The following is a 22,329-nucleotide window of genomic DNA, read 5'->3' as shown; positions in this document are numbered from 1 at the left end:
CGGTCAGTGAGACTCCGGCGCGGTGTCCCACCATCTGCTCCCCAGCCGTTTCTCCTCGAGCATGCGGGCGTAGTGCCCCCCTAGTGTTCTCCGAAGCAGGGGTAGTCGTTTCAGCACTCCGCCCACGGCGCTGTTGATCATGGGACTGACCGAACGGGCGAAGAGGGTGATTCGCGGGCGCGGAATTGGTTCGAAACCCATGGCCATCTTGAAACGGTCGAGGGATTCGATATTCCACATCGAACCGAAGCCGTAGGAGACGGGCAACGGTCCCCGTTTCTGGCGGGCGTCATTGATGGCGTGGAAGAGGAGCCCGTTCATGGGGTACTGCTTGGATGCGGCGGCATTCATGAAGGGGTGTATGATCACGAATCGTTCGCCGACCACCACCAGGAGCAGGTAGGCGACCAGGGCATCATTGACGTAGGCGGCGTAGGGGTGGACGTCCGCCATGGCCAGGATGGCCGCCATGTAGCGGCGCCATTTCTCTGGTTCGACCAGGAAGTCGTTCTTGGTGCGGTGCCTCGCGGCGGTTTGGAGGTTGATCTCGAGACCCTGTTCGATCAGTTCGGCCTCGCGGGGAGATCGGAACGCACAGCGGGACATGCTGGCGCGGACCTGGTTACGAGCCTTCTGCTTGCAGACCGAGAGATCGTACGGAACGGCCTTGAGCACGAACTCCTGCGAGAGCGGTTCCCAAGGGCCTGTCGTGCAGAAGCGGACGGCCCAAGCGCCTCTCTTGAAGACCTGTCGGATGTCCTCTCGTGTCGGGTAGATGTCATCGAGGGGCGGGAGGTTCACCGCCCGGGAGTCGTCCATCAGCATCCAGTGGCCCGCGGGCGTCTCGAAGCAGTCGTAGCCGCGGGCGCGATAGAACTCCAACAGCTGGGGTACATCCATTCCGGTGATTCCTGATCCGGCCCATCGAGGCGTCTCTCGCGACAACCGACGCCCTATCCTGCTTGTCCGGGTTGCCGGGTTCAGTAGCAGTGTATCGCGCCAGGAAATTCCGTCAATTGCCGCCCATCCCGTTGAAAAGCAGGTGTCAGCGGTTATGTTCGGATGGTCCGGCAGCGGCCGTGGCTTGGCCGTAGGAGGTTGCACCGTGGCGACGAATGTGGCATTGAGAGATGGGAGATCGCGGGGGCGGTTGACCGCCCGGACGGCCGACAGGCATCTGCTCTACAGCGAGGCGGTTCAGTGCGCGGCCAGCGAGATCAAGTTTGTCAGGCGGGTGTACCGGAAGGCGAACGGTCGCCTCCCGCTGTGGCTTCGGGAGGACTTCTGTGGGACGGGTCTGATCTGTGCTCATTGGGTCAGGGCCGGACCGGCCAATCGAGCGATTGGTGTGGACCTGGACCCCGAACCTCTGCGCTGGAGCCGGAGCCATCTTCTTTCGCGGTTGACCCGCGCGCAACGTGCCCGCGTTCGTCTTCGTCGAGCCAATGTACTTACCGTGCAGGCACCGCCCGTGGATGTCATCGTCGCGCTGAATTTCTCCTTCTGTGTTTTCAAACGGCGACCTCTCCTGCTGGAGTACTTCCGCAAGTGTCGTGGCGCACTCAAAGCCGACGGGCTCCTGGTGCTGGATCTTTACGGAGGTCCGGAGTCTCACCGGCCGAACGAGGAGAAGATTCGCTATCAGGGCTTCACGTACGTTTGGGAACAGGTCCAGTACAATCCGATCACCAGTGAGGCGTTGAATTGCATACACTTCGCGTTTCCTGACGGCAGCCGAATGATGAGGGCGTTCACCTACGACTGGCGGCTGTGGACGCTGGCCGAGCTTCAGGAAGCGCTCCTGGAGGTCGGTTTTCGCCAGGCGCGGGTGTACTGGGAGGGGGCGACATCGGAAGGCACCGGGAACGGCATATTCCGATGCCGGCGACAGGCGGAAGTGGAGGATGCCTGGGTCGCCTACGTGGTCGGCTTTCGATGAGGGACGGCATGGCTATGGACAGCGATCCGCACAGCCGTCATGATATCCCCATGGCTAACCAAGGATCGACACTGACCGAACTGGCCCAGCGGGGGGATCTGCGAACACTTGACGATCGCTGGCTCATGGCAATCGACCATCCGAATGGCGACCAGGCGGACATGCTTGAGGCCCTCGCGACCCTGGCTCAGTCGGGCCGAGCTGATCGAGCGGCCACCCTGGGCTGGAGCTGGCTGACCGTCCGGAAGGAAGAATGCAGCGTTGCTGAATCGCTGGCCCTGGGGCGAGAGTTGCTGCTTTGCTGTGGTGACAGTGAGGAGATGCGTCAGGAGGTCGTGGGGCTGTACAAGGAGGCCTTTGCCGACCGGTCGGGCTTTGAGGCTTTACTGGCGGCGTCGGGGCTGGCGGGCGGCAAATCCCCTCGGCGTGCTCTGCGGACGCTGGAGATCGGCCTCGGGCTCACGGTTGGCGATTATCTGGTGAGTCGCTCGGATGAGGAAGTGGCCCGGGTGGAGGCGATCAGCGAGACGACGTGGGACTTCACCATCAAGGGCAAATCCGGCAGGCAGACGCTTGACGCAGATGCCCTGGCGCTGGCCTGGGACACGGCGAGCGCGAACGATTTTCGCGTTCTGTTGCAGGCTCGCCCGGAAGAACTGGCCGCGATGATCGAATCGGACCCGGTGTCGTTGATCATCGGCATCCTCCAGAGTCGTCACGGTGGCAAGGTCGATTCGGATCACCTGGAACAGATGCTTGTTCCACGTTTCGTTCCCCAGAGCAAGTGGAGTGCCTGGTGGTCGAAAGCGAAAACCGGCCTGCGGCGATGCCCGAACGTCATTGTTGAGGGGCGCAATCCGGTCGTATTGACCTACCATGCCCAGGGGCAGACGCTGGAGGAGGAGGTCGAGCCGACCTGGCTTAAGGCTGCTTCGCCCGCTCAGCGACTGGCGGTGATTGAGACATACCTGAGGGAAGCCAAGGCCCGGCGGCTCGTGCCCAAGGCCGCCTTCGTGCGTCGACTGCACCGTGAGCTGATGCAGCGTGTCGACGTTTCCCGGAAGGGTGCGCCGGCGGAGGCCCTCACCGAGGCCCTGCTGATCGATCGGCTGGCGCAAGGAGCGCAGCTTCCCGAGGACGCGGAACGGCCGGGGCGAGCGATTGTGGCGGCCAGTGCCGACCCAGCCGCGCTGGTCAGCAGCATCGACGATGACCGCTTCTTCGTTCCGGCAGTTGAACTGGTTCGCGAGGCGCTGCCCGAAAAGTGGATCGACCTTTACATGTCTCTTCTGCCGGTGGCTCCTGTTGATGGATGTGACGCCATCGCCACGGCGCTCGACAAAGCAGGACGGACCGCGGACGTGGTTCGTATCGTTGGCGGCCTGCTGGCGGATTTCGGGCGGCATCTGGATGCGATCTGCTGGTTGTGGCGAGGACCAAGCGTCCAGGCTCTCGAGCCGGTGCCCCGGCGCGAGTTGCTGCCCAGGCTCCTGGATCATCTGGCCGAGGCCACGCGCAGCGATCGGATTCCCGCGAGGACCCTGCGGCACACCCGGGAGATCATTCGAGCAGCCCTGAGTGCCCAGGATTACAGACACTATCGCGAGATTATCAGCGGCATGGAAGCCGGTATGGCCTCGACCATCTACCGGACTGTCGACCGGATGGAGGGGCTGGGACAGGTTGTCCGCTCGACCCTGATGAAGATCGTTCACGAGACCCATCCGCTGCTGTTCGTCAAGACGCGGATTGACCCCTGGCTGGATGACGGCCTCATCTTCTGCACCCAGGCCGGAATGCAGAAGCGGGAGGGGGAGATCAGCCACCTGGTCCACGTCAAGATTCCCGAGAACGCGAAGGCGATCGGCGAGGCGGCGGCCCATGGCGATCTGAGCGAGAACTCCGAGTACAAGTTCGCCCTCGAGGAACGCGACCTGCTCCAGGCTCGGCTGCTGGCCATGCAGAACGAATTGAGCCAGGCTCGGCTGTTGACCGCCAACGACATCCGTACCGATGAGATCAGTGTCGGCACTCGGGTGGCGCTCGCGGCGGTTGACGGCAGCGGCCGCCGCACCATCCAGATCCTGGGTCCATGGGAGTCGGATACCGAGAAAGGAATCTACAACTATCGTGCTCCCATGTGCATGCGGCTCAGGGGGCTCAAGGTGGGTGACGTGGTGACCCTGGAGCTGGACGGGCCTGAGACGGGCTGGCGGATCGAGGCCATCGAGAACGCCCTGGACCAGGTGCCCCGACCCCAGTAAACAGTCATGCTCCCAGTAGCCTCCGCATTGGTGTGGATTCTGGCGGCCTCGGGCTGGGCGGCGACCGAAGAGTCGGGGCCGTCTCCGGGTGAGATTGAAGCCGTCTCGCCGCGGTGCGCCACCCTTCTCGAGACGGGTCTCTGGTACCCTCCGACTTTGCCCGCCGGGTCACCGAGGATCTCCGATTGGCCCGGGGATCTGCGGCGGCTCTGTTCGGCCGATCGCGCGAGCGAAGAACAGCGGCTCCGGGCTGTCTACGGCGTCGGCGATTACGCGGGGCACCTTTTCGAGAGCATCCGGCGGGCGGCGGCCGTCGTCCCCCGGTTCGCCGATCTGGTATACGAGCCTTCCGGCCGCTACATGCCGCAGATGGGTCTGCTCCTGGTCGATTACGTGGAGTTGCCGACGCGTTCGGCGTTTGAGGAACAGCGGTGGTCGCCCGCGAGCACGACGACCTCGCCCGCCACCCAGACAGCACCGGCCGAGATTCCACAAGGCCCCCGGACGCGGGTGGTCGGCATTCGCGACTATGTCCACGGCCGGCCGGCTCCCGGGGCGACGACGCCCGAGATCATCGCCGCCGAACTGCGCCAGCACGCGGACGCCTGCAGGTCCAGACTGCCTGCCCTCAGGCACCTGAATCCGACGGATCCGGTTCAGAGTCAGCAACTCAGCGCACTACTGGACCGGATCGAGCTCGCCGCGAATCTGGCCGAACACATGCTGCACAAGATTCAGGCAGCGGTGGCGTGGGAACGGTTTCGGAAGGGTGAGGGGAACGAAGTCGAGTGCACGCGCCGGCTGCAGCAGTCGCTGGAGGACTGGGCCCGGCTGGTGACCGTTGCCAATCATGTGTTTCCGGAGCCTCTTCCGTGGTGGCAGGCCCAGATGATCTCCGGGCCGCCCTGGTCGATCCGGCAGTATCAGGCGAGTTACGTGCCAGTCCGTGCCCATTGGAGCCAGCAGAAGTGGCGGTTCGAACACGAACTGCGGTTGCTCTCCGAAGCGATCCGCGTGAGAAAGGGTTCCGCCACCTTGCCGCTTTGGGATCGTGTGGACGCGGTGCCCGCCCAGCGGCTGGATCTGGTGCTGGCATTCGGCTTCAACCTGAATCCGGATCGCCGCTACGCACTCAAGGATGGAGCCACACCCACACAGGACTTGCGGCTGGCGCTCACCGGGGGCAGATCGGTTCTGATTGATACCCGGACGCTGGGGCCCGGCGAGCATGTCACGTTCGTGACCGACCCTGCTCATGCGACCATGCTGGCGTATCGGGCCTACCAGATTTCGGTTCTCTACCGCGTTGTCGACCGTGGTGGCCAGGACAACGATCCCTTCGAGATCGGGATGTTGAGTCCGGAGGGGCAGTCGATCCTGGGCGAGCGTCGCCGATGGGGCGCGCCCGAGAATACGATCGACACGCGGGTGATCAAGACCCCGCGACTTGACCGGGACAACTACTCGTTCTTCGTCAAGGTCCACGGTCCGGCCGCAATGGTCATCGACGATCTGCGCATTTCCGCCTTGAGGGACGACTGACCATGCCCTCTGAACCGGCAACGTGGATCACCGTGGGCCAACTCCATCAAGGCTGGGTTCCTAGGAGAGTTGGCCGCCAGATTTTGATTCTCGATGAGGCGGATAGCACCAATAACCTTGCCCTGAAGGCTTGTGAAGGGGCGGATGCCGACGGCCTGGTCGTCCTGGCCAATATTCAGCTCGAGGGCCGGGGGCGGATGGGGCGTACCTGGTTGTCGCCGCGCGGGGCAAGTGTGCTGGCCAGCCTGGTTCTGGTTCCTCCCGCGGCCGAGATCGGCAAGGTCGAGGCCGGTTCTCCGGCCGGTATCTCGGCCTGGCTGACTCAAGTGTCCGCCGTGGCCGCCTGCGAGGCGATCCGTCGGGCAACCGAGATCACGCCGGCTATCAAGTGGCCCAACGACCTGCGTTACAGCGGTCGTAAGCTGGGGGGCATTCTGATCGAATCCAGGATTCTGACCGAGGAGCGACGAGCGTGGGTGGTTGGCATCGGAATCAACTGCCTGCAGCAGGCCGGGCATTTCCCACCTGACTTGCGCGGAGTCGCGACCTCGCTGGAGTTGGCCGGCTCACATCCGATCGACCGCGTCGAGGTGATCCGCTGCCTGCTGCAATCCCTTGACGAGTGGCTGGATCCCGCCGGATGGGGGCAGACCGGGCGAGTGCACGCCGCGTGGCTCAACTACGCCGAAGCCGTGGGCCAGAAAATCCGTCTCCGCCGTGAGGGACGCGACTACACCGGCTGGACGGTGGAAGTGGACCCGGTCGGCGGCCTTATCGTGCAACTCGAATCCGGTCGGCAGGAGTGGTTCGACCCGATGATTACGACCCTCCTGTGATCGGCTGCGTCGGTCCTGCCGAACCGCAGCATTGCGGATCGGCTGGCTGATTGGCTCCGCGGTAGCACCGCTGGAAGATGCCGAAGTCGGACTGGTCTACGTCGCCGTCGCCATCGAGATCGGCGTGGGCACAGTCGCCGGCGCTGAAGGGCACCGCTGGGCCGGAAGCGCATGACTGCAGATGGCTGAGGTCGTCCCCATCCACATCCCAGTCCGCATCGAAGTCGGTTGCCAGCGACCGTACGACAACGGCTGAGATGGGCAGAGCGAGGTTGTAGGCATTGCATGAAACCGTCCGGGCTGAGACGGATCCGGAAGCTGTGAAGTCTTCCGGCGATGCGGCGGCGATGCCTGCGTAGGTGAACAGTGGCGCGGTGGCGCCGAAGACCGGATCGGCGGCCGAATGATTGGCCGCAAAAGCTGCGGAGGAGTAGCCGGCGATCCACAGCTTGCCATCGGTTGGGTCCTCGGCGATCGACGTGATCGCCGCCACGGGGCCGCTGCTCTCCAGAGGCTGGCTGTCGCCCAGTCGGGCCGCGGCGTAGATGCCACCGGTGATCGTGCCGTCGTCGTAGAGCGCATAGATACGATAGAAGAAATCTTCGCCCCCGATGGGCTTGTCTGAAAGGGACACATCTTGACTGCCCTGGTAGATACACTGCGTCCCGGCGTTCGCGCCGCAGATCTCGCTGCCGGGCATGGTCGGCCAGGAGTCGGTGGTCACGCGGTGGATGCGGACACCCGCGAAGCCCGGCTCTTCGGGGAACTCCCAGGCCAGATCAATGGTGTCAGGCCGGGCGGGGTCTCCGGTCGCCCTGAACCACGGCACCTCGCGGCCGGCGAATGATACCTGGAGTTGGCCGAGGTACGACAGCTTCACATCGGGTGAGCCGGGTGTATACTCCACGCCGAACCGGTAGGCCGTCGGGCAGCCCCTCGTGGTCGTCGTCTCGGTCACGGAGGACGACAGGTACAAGTGGTCGTCGATTGCGGAAAGCGCCAGCGCGGTGGGGCTGTGGATGACCGGACTTCCCAGAGACAGAGTTGCACCGCCTACCGTCTGGGATGCTGTATCCAGTCGTACCTCGTTCACCAGTACGGCGGGCTGGCCGGTATCATCGGGATCATCCGGCTCCCGATAGATGAACAGATACTCGTCGTACGTTCCCAGGTCGACCGAGGTGGTGACTGCGGCGCTGGTGACAAACACGTACATTCCGTGCCGGTCCACCTCGATTTCTCGCGGCATCTTCTTGCCGGGTTCCGTCTCGGAGTCGGGAGCTGTGTAGTAGATGCGCTGCACGTCGAAGCCGCCGTCCGCCAGCTTGAGCCTGGCGGCTGCACGATAGGGCGTGCCGGTGAGTGGCTCGACGAGCACGGGAACAACGTAAACCACAGAGGGATCGGAAGGATGGAATGCCACGTCGAAGGGTGGCACCTCGCCGACGGCAGTGGCTCCGACCCTCACCGAGCTTCCATCGGCCAACTGCTGACATGCCGGGGTGAGCACCTGTTCGGCTGTACCGCCGACTCCGGCAAGCGTCAGTCGGCTGAGCCCCATGTTCAGTGGCATGGCTCCTCCGAAGCCATTGATCTGGTACACCTGACCGAGTCGATCAGTCATCAACCGGCCGTTGGAGCCACTGCCCTCGCCGCCTGCCGGCAAGATCGCGTCGCCGCAGAGCGTCGCCGGGTCAAGCAGATGGAGCCGTTCCGGGAACCAATACTGTTCCGGATCGCGGCTTCGGCCAAGCCCGGCGACGAGCAGCCGGGTGCTCCCGGACGATGCCCGGGCGCTCGCGGACGGACGAGACCTGGTTCCCGTCGCGGCGGGTGTCGAGAGACAGAGGCACTGCTCGAGGTTCCAGAGCAACAGGTCGTACAAATCGGAGAAGCCATCTTCGTTCATGTCAAGGCAACTCCTGTTTTGGTAGTCCAGGACGGCTTTGCCGGACTCGGCTACCAGCAGGAGAAAATCCTCGATAGTCACGTCCGGGTTCTCATCGAGCGAACCGCAGACGGTGCACCAGACGGTCGGATCCCAGTTGTCAATCCAAATGCGGGAGGCCTCACCACGCAGTTCGAGCTGGACGTAAGTGCCGCGGGTGAAATCGAGGGAACCGCGGGGATGGAGGATGGAGAAGACGCCGAAGGTGCTGCTACCGATCGCGCCAGGTCGGCCGGTGGCCGGCGGCCGCAGTGTGGTCACCTGGACGGCATCGGCGGTGTTCGGCTCCGGACTGTCGGTCAGTGACACGATGAGTTCCGCGTCTGGGCCTTCGCGGAAGAGATACTCGAAAGTGATTTGGATGTACTCCTCGGCAGTGCGGGCGAAGGAGCCGTGGGCTACGACCGAGCTGGCCGACTTCCTCTGGGGCGCCTGCGTCCACATCTCCATGACCCCGCCGGTGGTCAGCCCGGGGATCTCCTCTTGCACGGCCGTCTCGGCCAGACGCATGATGCGGCCTTCCCGGCAGGACGAACGGTCCTGCGGCGTGCCATCGGTACAGACGCCTTCGCACTCGCACTGCTGAGTGTCCGCCGGGTTGGTAGGCTGGGTCTGGACGCGGATCTCAAACTCGGTGTCGTCGTTCATCGCGATGAGGATGAGCGAGAAGCCCAGCAGGGGCACGCTCATGATCTGGCTTCCCATGGATGCGAGCTTCTCTTGCCCGATGGGCTGGTCGTCGCCGTCCACGAGCTTGTCGTAGTAGAGTCGCTGCAGCCCGAGGTTGAGCACGGAGCGTGGGTGCATCTTCAGCGTGCGGACAAACAGCGTCTCGGGGATGCCGTTATCCTCGAAGACGAGCCCCTGCTGATTGGTCAGATTGACCTTGCCGCCCCGCAGGATCTCCAGCTTCTCGAGTGCCCAGCTGCCGGAGTAAGCGTCGCCCGGCAGCGCCGCCCGTCTGATCGCGCCGGCCGGGCAATCGCCGGTACAATCGTCGGCCATCCTCAATTCGAGCAGTGTGCCAGTGCTGCCGCGCGGGCTGGGCTGGATGGTGACGTCATACCGGTTATCCGAGACGTTCATGCGCGGCCGGGCAGGATCGGGATCCAGGTTCAGGTATCGGTCGCCCTCGGAGGTGATCACGTTACAGCTCACCGTGGCCAGCGGATCTATCAGCAGCTCTCCTCCAAAGCCTCTCGAAGACTCGATCAGGCGGATCGTGCAATGAGAGACTGTGCTGGTCTCCAGGACCCGGAGGCTCTTGACGTCCAACTGGCAGTGATGAAGCCGAGCATTGTCGCAAAGGATGAGCGTGCCGGTCGCCGTGAGTGTCCCGGCGGTACCCGTCGGACCGGGGGACGCGCACGGACCAGCCGGGTCCTCGGTGTCGCCGAGATTGAGCACCGTGTCGCCGGCAAGAACAAGTTGCGTCTCGGGAGGCACGAACACGCTGCCGGCGCCTCTGATCGTGGCTCGAACCTCCGTCGGCAGGCTACCGGCGCTCATGGCCAGGGTCGTGCCCGCCCGGAGGCGCAGAAGACCGGGGCCGTCGAAACTGCAGAAACCGACCTCCATGATCGTGGGCTGCGGCCCCGGCAGATCGATCAGCGAGGTTGAATCGGCCAGAATCACGTTCGTGCCGGAGAGGCATGCGGCCGGTTGGCCGTTGCCCGCCCCGATCTCCACCTGGCCTGCGACAACGAGAGAGGCCTCGAGACCGTAGAGGGCGGTTCGTTCAGCCCCGACGGTGGAACTGCCGCAGTCTCTGAACTCACACCCTTTGAGCCGCAACCGGGCGTGCTGGAGGTAGAGGGCCCCTCCGGGATTGCCGCCCCCGTTGATGATATTGAAACCCTCCAGAACCACGAAGTCGGCCCGGATCGAGTCCGTGCTGATCACCCGGTGGTTCCCGCCACAGTCGATGGTGATGGCTCCGGGGCCGCCGTTGCGTACGATCAGCGATCGGCCGCCGAAGTCGAGATTCACGTCGCCGGCGTCGGAGTAAATGGCAGTGGGAACGGGTCGAACAAGGACGGTGTTGCCCTCCTGGGCGGCACCGATACCGGCCTGAATGGTCTTGAACGGCCGGGCGGCCGAGCCGTCCGGGGCGACGGAGGGGCAGCCCTTGCACACGTGGATGGGGACAGCAGCCGGATCGCTCGAGCAGCCCTCGTATTCTTCCAGGTTCAAGAGACCGTCGCCGTCCGGATCGACACGTGGACCAGTGTCCAAAGTGAAATAGAGCCTCTCCCACCAGTCGGGAAGCCCATCCCCATCGGTGTCCAGGAACTGGTCGGCGCCAATGTCAGTCGGGGGCGGGTCGCCTGCATCGATGCACGGCGAGTCGGCCCGGAGGTGGCCGTCCGGCGTGAGCCGCGGATCGTCGTTCAAGATGCCATCTGCCCCGATGACCGGGTCGAATGCTGGCGTCATGGCGGCGGGGATAATGCCTTGTCTGCCGCGCGCGATGAGGCTGGTACGCACATCGAGCAGTCCGCCGATCAGTACGATCTCCGGACCGTCAGAGGCCATGTTGCCCCAACAAATGCAATTCCACAGGGATGTTTTAGCATCCTGAGGGATCTGGTTGATGAAAATGGCCCCGCCACCGGGTGTGCCGCCGGCGCTGTTTCCGGTGAAGGTGCAGTTCACCAGGGTGGGACTGGAATCGAGATTGGACATTCCGCCGCCGCTCGCCCCGGCCTCGTTGTCCACAAACCAGCAACCGGTAATGCGAGGATTGCTGCCTGCGAAGTTGCAGAGCCCGCCACCGTGGGCGAGTTCGTCAATGGCGACGTTCCCTCGAAAGACGCAGCCCTTGAGCTCGGGACTGCTTCCGCGGATGAACAGGCCTCCGCCCTGGCAGCCCGCGCGGTTGCGCAGAAACACGCATCCCAGCAGTGTGGGCTTACTCCCGGCCGACGGAAGCAGCATGCCGCCGCCCCGGTCGGTATGTGGGTCATTGCCGGAGGACGGTAGGTCGGCGTTGCCTGCGGTGATGATGACACCGTCGAGCACGGCCGTGGCATCCACCCCGTCAGCGACCACCACGTGCAGGCTGTTCTCGCGCGGGTCGCCACCGGCATGGTCGTCACCGTTCAGATCTCCGCTCAGGAAGGTGCGGTTCTTGAGAGGGTTCCGGGTGCTCCGAACGCTCTCCGTGCCATCGAAGCCGCCGTAGACACCCACGCCAACCTTGAGGCGAAAGCTGAGGCTGCGGTCGCCGGTGTGGCCGCCGGTCGCCGGGTGAACGTCGGGGCGGTAAACCCCGGCGGCCACCCAGATCTCATCGCCCGGCTGAGCGGCGGCCAGAGCGCTCTGAAGCTCAGTGAATGCATCGTGCCAGGTAGCGCCATTGCCGGCTCCGGTGGCGTCAGCCTTGACCCGGCGCACGACCGCCTGCGAGGCGCTGGCGCTCCCCAGAACAACAGCCAGAGCGAGCAGGCCGGCGGGCCCAGCCACTTGTGTCCAGGATCGCATCGCTCCTCCTCCGCAGGGCGGGTCATTTGTCCTGAATGACCTGCGCAGCCTCCTGAAGCCTTCGCGTCGGCAAGACCGTGTAATCGCCAGTGCTGTATCGGCCTTTGCGAACGTCGAGAGGCGCAACATGTCCGTCCATGAAAGCCAGGTTGTGCGAGCGCGGACCGCGGTGCCACTCTGGGAGTGTGTTCATGGGTGCCGGCAACCACGTGCGCCACCAGGTGTCGTCTCCCAGAAACGCCACCCGGGCTGGCTGGCATGTCTTCGAGGCCTGAAACGCCTGGATATCGCTCTTGAGCAGTGCGAGGAAAGCAGAATCGGCGGTGACCGGGTCGTCGGTCATGGGCACCAGGTTTTCCACCGGCACGCCGACGAGGAACTCGTTGGTGCGGTAGCTTGTGCCGTAGTAGCAGAAATGGGTGGGCAGGCGCGTAGACGAACCGGAGTCTGAGGCGCAATGGAACTCCTCCGCACCGACTCTGACCACCGGCTTGAGCACCAGATAGCGGTTCAGAGGCTTGGGGAGTCCCGCCTTTGAGCCGAAAGAAGGAGGCATGCCTTGACGTCCGCCATAGTTGTACGCCGCGTTCTGGTAACGGGGGAAGCGATCCTTCGAATCGCGCAGGTACAGGTCCCAGGCCGTCCGGAGCTGCGTGAGATTGGCCAGGCAGGCAGCTCGGCGCGCGGACTCACGAGCGCTGTTCAGAGCGGGTAGTAACACCGCCACCAGCAGCGACACCACTGCCACCACCACAAGCACTTCCAGCAGAGTGAAGGCAAGGCGCGTGTCGCGTCGTCGCCGGTGGCAGGTGAGCCGGACGGTGGAGGCGACGGGTCTCATGGCGATTCTCGTTCTTCTTCGCCGAGCTGGCCGAGCTCGGCGGTGCCTGACGCGCGAAGCTGCTCCACGCGGGCTTTGGCCGACGCCGTTAGCCAGACTCCACCCCCCAGTGAAACACACCTCTCGAAGTACTCGTACGCCTCCCGCTCGCGGCCCTGCTTGAGGGCCCGCTCACCGCAGGCAAACTCCAGCAAGGCCTCGGATCCCGCTCCCAGACGAGAGCGGAGCTCTTCGGGAGTCACAGCCTCGTCCAGCAGGAAATCCATCACCGCACCGTAATCCGGAGCAGCTTGAGCTGTGGTCACCTGAATCTCCCGGGCGCGGTGCGAGCGTCCGGCGTACCACTCGGCCAGGAACCACCCAAACGAATTCCGTGCGTTCGTCGCGTACGCCGCGGTGCCGGCGGCCTGCCACGTTGCGTTCGCCTGCATCAGCGCGCTCTGGGTGTCCACCTGCCTGCTCACCGCCTCGCGAGCCTGAAACAGAGCGTGCAACGCAATGCTCCCAAATCCGATCAGCGCGGCGATGACCGTACCCACTAGCAGCGACTCGAAGCTGTGACGCACCACGATCTTACGCAGGAGATACAGCGAGCTGGCGGACCGGGCGCTGATGGGCCGGGCGTCGAGCCAAGCCAGTAGGTCCTGCCGGAATTCGCTGACCGACTGATAGCGCCGGTCCGGCTCCTTCTCCAGAGCTTTCAGCACGATCGCGTCGATCTCGGAATTGACCCCCCGGGCACGGGCCGAGGCGGTGACCGCAGAAGGCCGTGGCGGGTCCGCCTCGCGAATGCTCCGGACAGCATGGGTGATGTCGCCGTCGGTCGGGTACGGGAGCGAACCGGTGAGCAGCTGATAGAGAATGACTCCCAGGGAGTAGACGTCGGTTCGGGCATCAATGCCCTCCGATTTGCCGTAGGTCTGTTCCGGTGACATGTAGGGCAGCGTTCCGAGCAGATTGCCCGGCCTGGTCAGAGGTTGTTCCGGAAGCAGTGCATCCTCCTCCGGTATCTTGGCCAGTCCGAAGTCAACGACGTAGGGTGTTCCGCCTTCGCCGACGAGAACGTTGGACGGCTTCAGGTCTCGGTGAATCACGCCCCGGCGGTGCGCATACGCCACGGCATCACAGGTCCGGCCGAACAGCTCCACGATATCGCGGGTCCGCAGGCTTCGGAGGCGAACGTAGGTGTCCAGACAGCATCCATCGATATAGTCCATCGCAAAGTAGTACCCCCCACGGGTGATTCCGCTGTCATGGACCACGACGATGTTGGGATGCTTGAAGCCGGCGACGAGCTTGATCTCCCGCTCAAAGCGGAGCCTGGACATCTGGCTGGCGAAAGGACCCTCCAGCATCACTTTGATGGCCACAATCCGCTGGGTGGATTCTTGAAGGGCTTGGTAAACGACTCCCTGCCCCCCGCGGTGCAGCTCGCGGAGAATCTGGTAGCCCGGGAAGGTCGCAGCGGCGGGGCCGGAAAACGCCTCAAGACCAGCACCCGCCGATTGCGGCTGCAACTCCCTCGTCTCAGCGGCAACGTCGCGACGGGCCTGCTCGATGAGGTCCAAGGCTCGCAGTTCGCGGCCCAATTCGGGCATCAAGTCGGGGTGCCGGTCGATGATCCGCTCGTCCGGCAGGTCCTCACCGGCAGCTCGGCGCCGAATGCAGTCCCGAAGGACCCGCCGGACGGTCTCCGAACGGCCATCCGGACCTTCCGCATCGTGGGGTGGCGTTTGCGGCATCAAGACACCGGCGGCCCGCGTTGAAGGCAACGATTCCCCAGACGACTGCGTCACCGAGACGTCTTCGGGGTCCGGCATGGGACCGCCTCCTGACTTGATACCGACGGCAGGGGCGGACGCTCACGCTTTGCGTGACAGGTACTCGCTCGATCGGCCGAGAATGGCCCGCAGTTCCTTGAGCCCGCGGTTGCAGAGCATGTGGACCGAGCCTTCCGTCCGCCCCATCCGCTCAGCGATCTGGGCCACCGGCAGGCCTTCGATGTAACGCAATCGCAGCGCCTGACGCTGATCGTCGCCCAGGGTGTCGAGCGCGGCCTGGACCGCCGCCACCGCCTCGTGCCGGGCGGCCGAGCGGCTGGGCGTGCGGCTGTGGGCCGCCAATACCCCTAAGAGGTCCGCCATCGAGCTGACCTCCGGATCGACCGCCAGATCGACAGGTTCCCGGCCACCACCTCGTTTGGCCGCACATTGGGCCTTGATCGCATCCACCAGGCGATGATCAGCAATACCCGCCACCCAATGGAAAAACGCGTCAACCCCCTGGGGATGGAACCGGCCCATGTGGCGGAACACTTCAGCGAAGGTCTCCTGCAGGATGTCTTCAGGGCTGATCTGGCTCTTCATCGCCGCCGGAAGCTTGTGGGTGATGCAAGCAGCCAGACGCGGATAGCAGCTCAGCAGGAGTGACTCCAGCGCAGTGTGATCCCCTGCGGCGGCCTGGTCCAACAACTGGTCGTCGGCATCGCTGTACGGGAAGTCCTGCATGGCCCACGCCTCCTTGGTGACTGAGGCACGACTTGGGGGACCGGTTAGCGATGCGGTTTCTCGATGCCCTTCCTATTGTGAAGACTGCCCGGACCTATGTCAATACCGCCGGGACCGCCAAAATGAAGGGGAACGCGGTCAAACCGTGGGAGGTCGCCATTACAGCGAGCCTGCCAGCAGCCGGGCCCTTGGGCCTATGGCGGCATCCTGCCTCCTGGCAAGCGATGACCCCGGCTCGCCGCTGGTGAACCGGGGTCATGTTTCGCGTGGCAGGTTGTCGGATGAGCCGCCCGTTCTCAGAAGCCGAGGCTCTGGAGCGGCACACCGATCTTTACTACCAGCCCTATGAGAATTCCAATAATCCCGCACATACGTCGTCTCCCTGTGTTCGTCACCTTCAGTCCTGGCCGCCCGTTGCGGCCTTCAAATAGGCCGACCGAGAACCGGGAACCGCGCTCACGGTGAATCACGGATTCACTCTTCCGCCTTCCGGAACAGGACCGCCGGGCGGCTCTCCGCAGGAAGACTCGAGTGGAAAGGCGAAATCTCAGAAAGTACACTGGCAGAATCTCGGTTGTACCTCCGGAGCCTCGAGCGGCAGGGTGAATCCGAGGCCGGAAAGGAAGCTTGCCATGGGCCGGACTTGTGACCCGATTAGCATCGCCAATCAGATCATTCACGGCGTGTCACGCCTGGTCAGCGGACGAGCGGAGTCGCCAGCCTGGCAGGAGGCCGCACGGCGGGAGTTCGAGCGTTACACGCTGGGCCTGTACGATTTCGAGCGGCGAGAGGTGTGGTTCGCAGTGACCGTGAGGACAGGCCGGCATATATGAGCCACTCGATCGTCGGCTCCGTGAAGGATGATCGCCCCAAAGAACTGAAGCTCTCAGCCGACGCCATACAGCCGGCCGTCGAAGCTCGGCCGGATATCGTCATCCGCATGGTCCATCACCTCACCAAGGTTTTCAAAAACCTTCTGGAATGCCAGAACGACTTTCCTGTTGAGCTCCCTGCCGTTGGGAGGATGAATGGAGTGCACGATGGTGTAACTGTCGCAGAACATCTGAGCCACAGGGTAGGCATTGGGGTCGTATCTGTAGGTAATACCCTTAGCCTCGTTGATCGCCCACGGATAACGGTTGCCGATGCCGATCATGCTCTGAAAGATGTCTTGGGCGGGAACGGGCATGGCCTGCCATTGCCCAACCAACACCCCTTCCTTGAACAGGCTCTTCTCCACGGCCACGCGGAACCGGCGGGGCGACGCCTCGATGCCTGCCGCATGCGGGTCAAAGCGAAGCCCATAAAGCCAGTAAACGTGCCGACAGTCGGGTGGACAACGAGGAGGAATAACGCCCGGAATCCTGCCCAATTCACTGTTGAGGTACTCGGCATTGCGGATACGCGTTTCATTGTGTTCCTCGAGGTGTCTGAGTTGCCCGCGGGCCAGCGCAGCAGGCAACTCCTGGTTCCGATACATGTAGCCCAGGATCGATGAGTTGTACTTCTGCCGCAGCGTCGCCTCGTCGCACTCGTCACCGAAATACCGGACCAGATCACCTCTCTTGAGAATGTCCTCATCATCGGTGACGAAAAGGCCGCCCTCGCCTCCGCACAGATTCTTCAGGTTGTTCAGGCTGAAAGCCCCGGCGATACCCATCGTGCCGCACCTTCGGCCCTTGTACAAGGCCCCGTGTGCCTGGCACGCATCCTCAATGACCCGCAAATCGTGCTTTCTGGCCGTGTTGAGGATCGGATTCATATCCGCGGGACATCCCTGAATGTGAACCGGGATGATCGCCTTGGTTCGCTCGGTGATCACCGCCTCGATCTTGGCAGGGTCGATTGTGCAGGTGTTCGGTTCAATGTCGACGAATACCGGAATTGCCATCTGGTGCATGATGCACGATGCACTGGCCAGAAACGTGTAGGCCGGGACAATGACCTCGTCGCCCGGCCCCACGCCTACCGCCGCCAAAGCCATGTGCAATGCCGCGGTTCCGCTGGCGGTGGTCAGGCAATACCTGGCTCCCACGAACTTGGCCCATTCGGTTTGCAGGGCGATGGCCTGGGGAGCCGTGGCACCCGCCACGATGCCGCTGTCCAGCACCTCGTTGACGTACCTGCGGTCGTCATCCGTAATCACCGGCCAATTCTTGAAGTCCCTCCGGGTCAGTACCGGAGTTCCGCCGGCGATCGCTAGTTTCTCAGCCATTGTCGCGCCTCGACTCAGCACACAAGACCATACACTTCGGGCTGTACTCCCGCCCCAGGCCGCAGTCCCCGTCGCCCGCCTTCTCCAGAAGAGGCATTATCCTCAACTCGGGCGGCTTCGCATCCCCAGCCCCCGGCCACCCTGGGACATCGCTCAGGCCCCAGATTCCGAGAATACCGTTGATCGGGCCGATTGTCGCTCGAGTCCGGCCGGTCGACGGGATAGGCCGCAGTCAACAGGTACGAACAAAACATGAACTGAGGAAAGGTGTGCATCACGGCCGAGGATCCCGTCTGCCCCGCTCCCTCGACACGCCGGGAGCGGTTGTCTCACATCCGTATGGGGGGCTGCGAGACCTGCACTTCAATGATATACTACGATCGTCCCACCCGATTTGCGCCCCAGACCGAGGATCTCATCCTCTCGGCCGCGCGCCGGCGGTCGTTGGATGGGATCGCGACCAAGGGGCCGAGACCCGGAGGTGGGCTGAAGGACCCGCCCTGAATGTGCACCCGCCCATGCGGCCGCCGCTGCGTGAACGCACGCGCGTCGTGGGGGGGGGCGAGTCGGGCCTTGACAAGGTCCGGCCGGCGGCGAGACTGAACGCACGTCAGGTCCGCCATGTAGCCTAGCGCGAGGAACGCCCATGAGCAAACTGGCCATCGAAGGCGGCACTCCCGTACACGACGGCCGAGTTCGTCCATGGCCGAGCTGGCCGCCGTCCACACTCGAAAGCTGGAAAGGTCAGGAACCGGCCGTACGTGAGGTCTACCTCAGCAAAACAGAGGGCTTGCCGCAACCTCATGGCCGGCGGTTCGCCAGAGCTTACTGCGAATACCTCGGCGCCAAGCGCGGTCTGCTGACCACTTCCGGAACCAGTGCACTCAAGCTCGCCCTGTGTGCGGTGACAGACACCGATGGGCTGGGCTACAACGGCGAGTGCATCGTGCCCAACTATACGTTCATCGCCTCCGCCCATGCGGCCTGGGAGATGGGCTTCTCGGTCCGGTTCGTGGACGTGGACTCGGAGACCGCTTGCCTGGATCCGGCCGCGCTGGAGAGCGCGATCAAACCAGAGACGCGAGCCGTCATGCCCGTGGACATCCTGGGTCACCCGGCCGATATGGATGCCATCATCTCCGTTGCCCGCAGGCACAACCTCCCCGTGGTCGAGGATGCCTGCCAGGCCCACGGAGCCACCTACAAAGGACGCAAGTGCGGCGGGCTCGCCAACGCGGGGGCGTTCTCGTTCCAATCGACCAAGAACCTCTGCTGCGGCGAAGGCGGATTCTTGGCTACTGACTCGGACGAAGTCTATGCCCGGGCCCACGCTACCCATCACGTGGGACAGCCGCCGCAGGGAACGACCTTCAGTCAGCCACGGGCCGGGTACAGCTACCGCCCGTCAGAGTACATCGCCGCACTGCTGGAGGAGCGACTCAAGGCCCTGGACGCACAGAGTGCACGCCGAAACCGGGCGGTTCGCTACCTCAACCAGGAACTGAAAGGGATCACGGGCGTTCGCCCGGCTCGGCTACCGGATTACGTGACCAACCACGCGTGGCACCTGTGCATGATGCGATACATCCCGTCCGCATTCGGCGGCCGGCCTCGCGGAGAGTTCGTCCGGGCCATGCAAGCCGAGGGCATCCCGCTTGCGGCCGGTTACGATGACTTGGTCTCCAATCACGGTGTGGCCCAGGCAGTCCGGAGACGCCACCCTGACTTGGTCGCGGTCGAGCCCTGCCCCAATGCCGAGCGAATCTGCAGGGAGAGTCTCTGGCTGGGGCAGACCATCTTGCTCGCCGACGAGAAAGACTTGGCCGATATCCCCGAGGCCATCCGCAAGATCCAAAAGGCTTGGCACGCGTGACCTCGGACGGCGCGAACCGGGCAAACGCGAAGATCGGAGGAGTTGCACACAAGGGAGCCCTGACTGTGGATCAAAGGCGTGGAGAATCGGTGAGGCCTACGCGGCGGCAAATCCTTCAGACCGGTCTTGCCTGGACAGCGGGATCGACGCTCGCGAGCCCCGTCAAAGCGATGGGCACACGGCGGAACGCCGAACGGACGCTCATCTTGCTGCACCTGTCCGGCGGAAACGACGGACTCAACACCGTCATACCCTACGCCGATCCGCTCTACCACGAGTTGCGGCCGTGCCTCAGCCGCGTGGCCAGCGAATGCGTGCCCATCGATCAGCAGGTCGCGCTGCATCCATCGCTACGGGCCCTGGCGCAGATTTACGAGCGCGGGCAGCTTGCCATCGTTCAGGGCGTAGGCTGCTCGGCCCCAGACTACTCACACCTCGGCTCGTGCCGGATCTGGCTGGATGGGCTGATGGATCGTAATCCCGAGACTGACCCGTGGGACGGAACGGTCCAAGAGGCAAGCCCTCAGCCCAACGGTCTCTCCGACACTTTGAGAGGCGTCGGGTACCCTCCGAACCCCAACCCGCTTCCCTACTCCGCCGGGCGGATCGAGGAGGTGCTGACCGCCGTCACTCGGCTGGCCGAGACTCATCCTGCTCCCAGACTGGCATTCGCCAGCGTCGGCGGGTTCGATACGCACGAGGATCAGCTCCCGCAGCATGCCCACGTCCTTCGAGAACTGGCCGGCGGACTGGCGAAGCTCCAGCGTAATCTGGAGCGGCAAGGCACGGCCGATCACGTGCTGGTCATGGTCTGGTCGGAGTTCGGCCGGCGGCCCGCAGAGAACGCGGACGCCGGATCGGATCATGGCGCCGCTGGGCCGGTGCTCATCATGGGCCGTGGCATCGAGGGCGGGCTGTATGGGCGAACGCCATCGCTGGCGGAGACGGATGCCGGGAACCTCGTCGCCACCGTCGATTTCAGAAGCGTTTATGCGGAACTGGCCAAGCGGTGGTTGGGCCGCCTGGTGTGACCCCATCGCGACATCTGCAGCCAGATCAGGAAAGCGGGGCTCTCCAGGCCCGCCGGCACGGGCCGGCTTGGGGCTGCGAAGCCGGCCCAAGAGCACGCAATGGCTTCAGGAGGAGAGACCCCGGTGCGAACCTCTGCGTCATCATAACATCTTTGTTTTCAAGGGTCTGTAAGGGAGCCGACGAGATTCACACTTACGAACTCGTCAGTTGTCCGCTCCTGGCTCAATCTTCCTGGCGGGGGGCAGGGCGAGAGCGACCCGGCGGATGGCCGCGGAGCAGGATCGGTTCTGGCCCCGCTGGTGATGGATGATCGACTGGGACAGACCCCGCTGGACCGTCTCCATCGCCTCGATCTTCGTCTTCTGAGCCGAGAACCGTCATAGTGACTGATATCTTGGTGCGCGCACGTTCTGTGATCGACATGAGCCCCGATCGCGACAATCGATCACTGACCAGGTCAGAATTGCAGCCGCGAGGGCCCGCGAGGCAGGTCAAAGCAGAGCACCAGGCGATTGCCCGTGCGCAGGCACGTTCCCGCCTTCAGATCCGTGCCACGGCTCACTTCACGGAGTTCGATGCGAGTCTCGCCGGCGCGCAATTGCGGTGCTGCGTTGCTGGGTGCGGGCACCTGGACTGTAAAGTCCGCAGCGGAAAAAGGGGCTCGCAGCGAGAGTCCGGTCTCATCCCTGTCGATGCGGGTCAAATGACGGGCCGCCCAATAGCGAGCGATCTGGCTCAGCTTCATCCAGACCAGGTGGTCGTAGCGTTGGTGCAGACGCCGCACGACCTCCTGGAGAATCTTGAACCCGACTTCCCGGCCGTTGAAGTAGAGCCCCGTCCAATGGCAAACCAGGACGGCCGGTTGGCCGCGCTCGATCACTTCCACCAGCCGTCCGGATTGCAGGTTGGGCGTGATGAAGCGGTCAAGATCGCCCTGGCTGGAGCAATCCCATCCCCCGGTCCAGTCGCCGGTGCAGCCAATGATCGAGACCACACAGCGCGGATCGGCGCCGTCCAGGCCAGATGCGTACTCGACGCGCGGGGCCACGCTCTCCGGCCCATTCTCATACACGTGGCGAAAGTAATGCGGTACCTCGGCGGCAAATACGTCACGGCAGGATTGCAGCGCCGCCTGGGCCAGTTCCGGTAGCGCGCGCGAGCCAAACCCACCGGGCGTGGTGATCCCCTCGCAGGGCAAGCCGACGTTTTTGAGAATTCGCAAGGCGTAGGCCATGTAGCCGGCCAACTCGTCAACCGACCGCCCGACCGACCAATCCCAGTTCTCCTGGTAGCGCAGGCTGCGCTCCGGGTAAGGATGCCCGGTCCTCGTGTCGATCACCCAGGTGTGGGTGACCATCTCCGGATGGACGTTCCAATTGGGCAGCAGGCGCGTGCGGACCAGTTGGAGGCTGTCGTCGAGCGCCTGTGCCGTCCAACCGGGCAGAACCCGGTCCAGTCGCCCTACGCAGGCTGGGAAGGGTACGACGCTGTACTTACCCTTGATGCCGTGCTGGTCGGAGAAATCCGCGAACCGCCGGACGAAATCATCCGGGATCTCGACGGGCCAGTCCTGCCAGGGTTGCCGAAATTCCTGCTTGTTCCCCCAAGCGCTGGCGAACTGCGGCACGGCGAAACGGTTCACGTTCACGAGGCACGTCGAATCGTCAATGATCAGCGACACCGGCACGCGGTTGCGCGGGTTGAGCACCTGGACGTCGGCCGCTTGCGCGGGGCGACTGCCCGCGGTTTGCCCAAGACTTGCCGCGGAACGGAGAGCCAGGCCAGCACCAGTGGCCTGAAGAGCGGTTCGCTGGAGAAACTGGCGGCGGGAAAGCCGAATCATGCTGAT

15 protein-coding genes are annotated in these 22,329 nt (G+C 64.0%); 7 read left to right on the top strand and 8 right to left on the bottom strand.

Translation table 11 applies throughout. The features are described 5' to 3' along the window. Window positions 1-3 precede the first annotated feature (3 nt). On the bottom strand, window positions 4-900 hold the full coding sequence (locus KA354_05780) for a GNAT family N-acetyltransferase (GenBank protein ID MBP7934142.1): 897 nt from the start codon (window positions 898-900) through the stop codon (window positions 4-6). 205 nt (window positions 901-1,105) lie between these two features. On the opposite strand from KA354_05780, the gene KA354_05775 reads away from it, so the two are divergent. From KA354_05775 to KA354_05760, 4 genes are read left to right on the top strand one after another with little or no spacing between them, the layout of a single operon-like run. Beyond that, a complete protein-coding gene (locus KA354_05775) occupies window positions 1,106-1,939 on the top strand; it encodes a class I SAM-dependent methyltransferase (GenBank protein MBP7934141.1) in 834 nt (277 codons plus the stop codon). A gap of 8 nt (window positions 1,940-1,947) precedes the next feature. After that, window positions 1,948-4,203, top strand: coding sequence for a GreA/GreB family elongation factor (locus KA354_05770; protein ID MBP7934140.1), 2,256 nt, complete (start codon window positions 1,948-1,950; stop codon window positions 4,201-4,203). Window positions 4,204-4,209: 6 nt separating this feature from the next. Beyond that, entirely contained in the window at window positions 4,210-5,745 is a 1,536-nt protein-coding gene (locus KA354_05765) for a hypothetical protein (GenBank protein ID MBP7934139.1), read from the top strand. A 2-nt stretch (window positions 5,746-5,747) separates the two neighbouring features. Next, window positions 5,748-6,581: a biotin--[acetyl-CoA-carboxylase] ligase gene (locus KA354_05760; GenBank protein MBP7934138.1), complete on the top strand. Its 834-nt coding sequence runs from the start codon at window positions 5,748-5,750 to the stop codon at window positions 6,579-6,581. On the opposite strand, the gene KA354_05755 is transcribed toward KA354_05760, so the two are convergent. From KA354_05755 to KA354_05740, 4 genes are read right to left on the bottom strand one after another with little or no spacing between them, the layout of a single operon-like run. Beyond that, window positions 6,565-12,012, bottom strand: a complete 5,448-nt coding sequence (locus KA354_05755) for a hypothetical protein (protein MBP7934137.1) — start codon at window positions 12,010-12,012, stop codon at window positions 6,565-6,567. The genes KA354_05760 and KA354_05755 overlap by 17 nt on opposite strands. Before the next feature lie 22 nt (window positions 12,013-12,034). Continuing rightward, on the bottom strand, window positions 12,035-12,853 hold the full coding sequence (locus KA354_05750) for a prepilin-type N-terminal cleavage/methylation domain-containing protein (GenBank protein ID MBP7934136.1): 819 nt from the start codon (window positions 12,851-12,853) through the stop codon (window positions 12,035-12,037). Continuing rightward, window positions 12,850-14,673: a serine/threonine protein kinase gene (locus KA354_05745; GenBank protein ID MBP7934135.1), complete on the bottom strand. Its 1,824-nt coding sequence runs from the start codon at window positions 14,671-14,673 to the stop codon at window positions 12,850-12,852. The genes KA354_05750 and KA354_05745 overlap by 4 nt, the downstream gene beginning before the upstream one ends. A 42-nt stretch (window positions 14,674-14,715) precedes the next feature. Beyond that, the gene (locus tag KA354_05740; GenBank protein ID MBP7934134.1) at window positions 14,716-15,360 is read right to left on the bottom strand and encodes a sigma-70 family RNA polymerase sigma factor; all 645 of its coding nucleotides are present in this window, start codon (window positions 15,358-15,360) and stop codon (window positions 14,716-14,718) included. Window positions 15,361-15,992: 632 nt separating this feature from the next. Here KA354_05740 and KA354_05735 point away from each other — a divergent pair. Beyond that, window positions 15,993-16,193, top strand: a complete 201-nt coding sequence (locus KA354_05735; GenBank protein MBP7934133.1) for a hypothetical protein — start codon at window positions 15,993-15,995, stop codon at window positions 16,191-16,193. A 53-nt stretch (window positions 16,194-16,246) separates the two neighbouring features. Here the strand turns inward: KA354_05735 and KA354_05730 are convergent, their stop codons facing one another. Next, entirely contained in the window at window positions 16,247-17,575 is a 1,329-nt protein-coding gene (locus tag KA354_05730) for a DegT/DnrJ/EryC1/StrS family aminotransferase (GenBank protein MBP7934132.1), read from the bottom strand. A 646-nt stretch (window positions 17,576-18,221) separates the two neighbouring features. Between KA354_05730 and KA354_05725 the strand changes: the two genes are divergently transcribed. Together KA354_05725 and KA354_05720 are read left to right on the top strand one after the other, a co-directional pair. Further along, a complete protein-coding gene (locus KA354_05725) occupies window positions 18,222-19,448 on the top strand; it encodes a DegT/DnrJ/EryC1/StrS family aminotransferase (protein MBP7934131.1) in 1,227 nt (408 codons plus the stop codon). An 89-nt stretch (window positions 19,449-19,537) separates the two neighbouring features. Beyond that, on the top strand, window positions 19,538-20,479 hold the full coding sequence (locus tag KA354_05720) for a DUF1501 domain-containing protein (GenBank protein ID MBP7934130.1): 942 nt from the start codon (window positions 19,538-19,540) through the stop codon (window positions 20,477-20,479). 204 nt (window positions 20,480-20,683) lie between these two features. Here KA354_05720 and KA354_05715 read toward each other — a convergent pair whose 3' ends face one another. Together KA354_05715 and KA354_05710 are read right to left on the bottom strand one after the other, a co-directional pair. After that, the gene (locus KA354_05715; GenBank protein MBP7934129.1) at window positions 20,684-20,824 is read right to left on the bottom strand and encodes a hypothetical protein; all 141 of its coding nucleotides are present in this window, start codon (window positions 20,822-20,824) and stop codon (window positions 20,684-20,686) included. A 113-nt stretch (window positions 20,825-20,937) separates the two neighbouring features. Beyond that, window positions 20,938-22,323 carry a hypothetical protein gene (locus tag KA354_05710; GenBank protein MBP7934128.1) on the bottom strand — a complete coding sequence of 462 codons (1,386 nt, stop codon included), beginning with the start codon at window positions 22,321-22,323 and terminating at the stop codon, window positions 20,938-20,940. Window positions 22,324-22,329 lie beyond the last annotated feature (6 nt).

The organism is Phycisphaerae bacterium (genome assembly GCA_018003015.1).
GTDB lineage: Bacteria > Planctomycetota > Phycisphaerae > UBA1845 > PWPN01 > JAGNEZ01.
The sequence above is the reverse complement of the archived record's forward strand: the minus strand, read 5'-3'. Positions and strand labels throughout refer to the sequence as shown.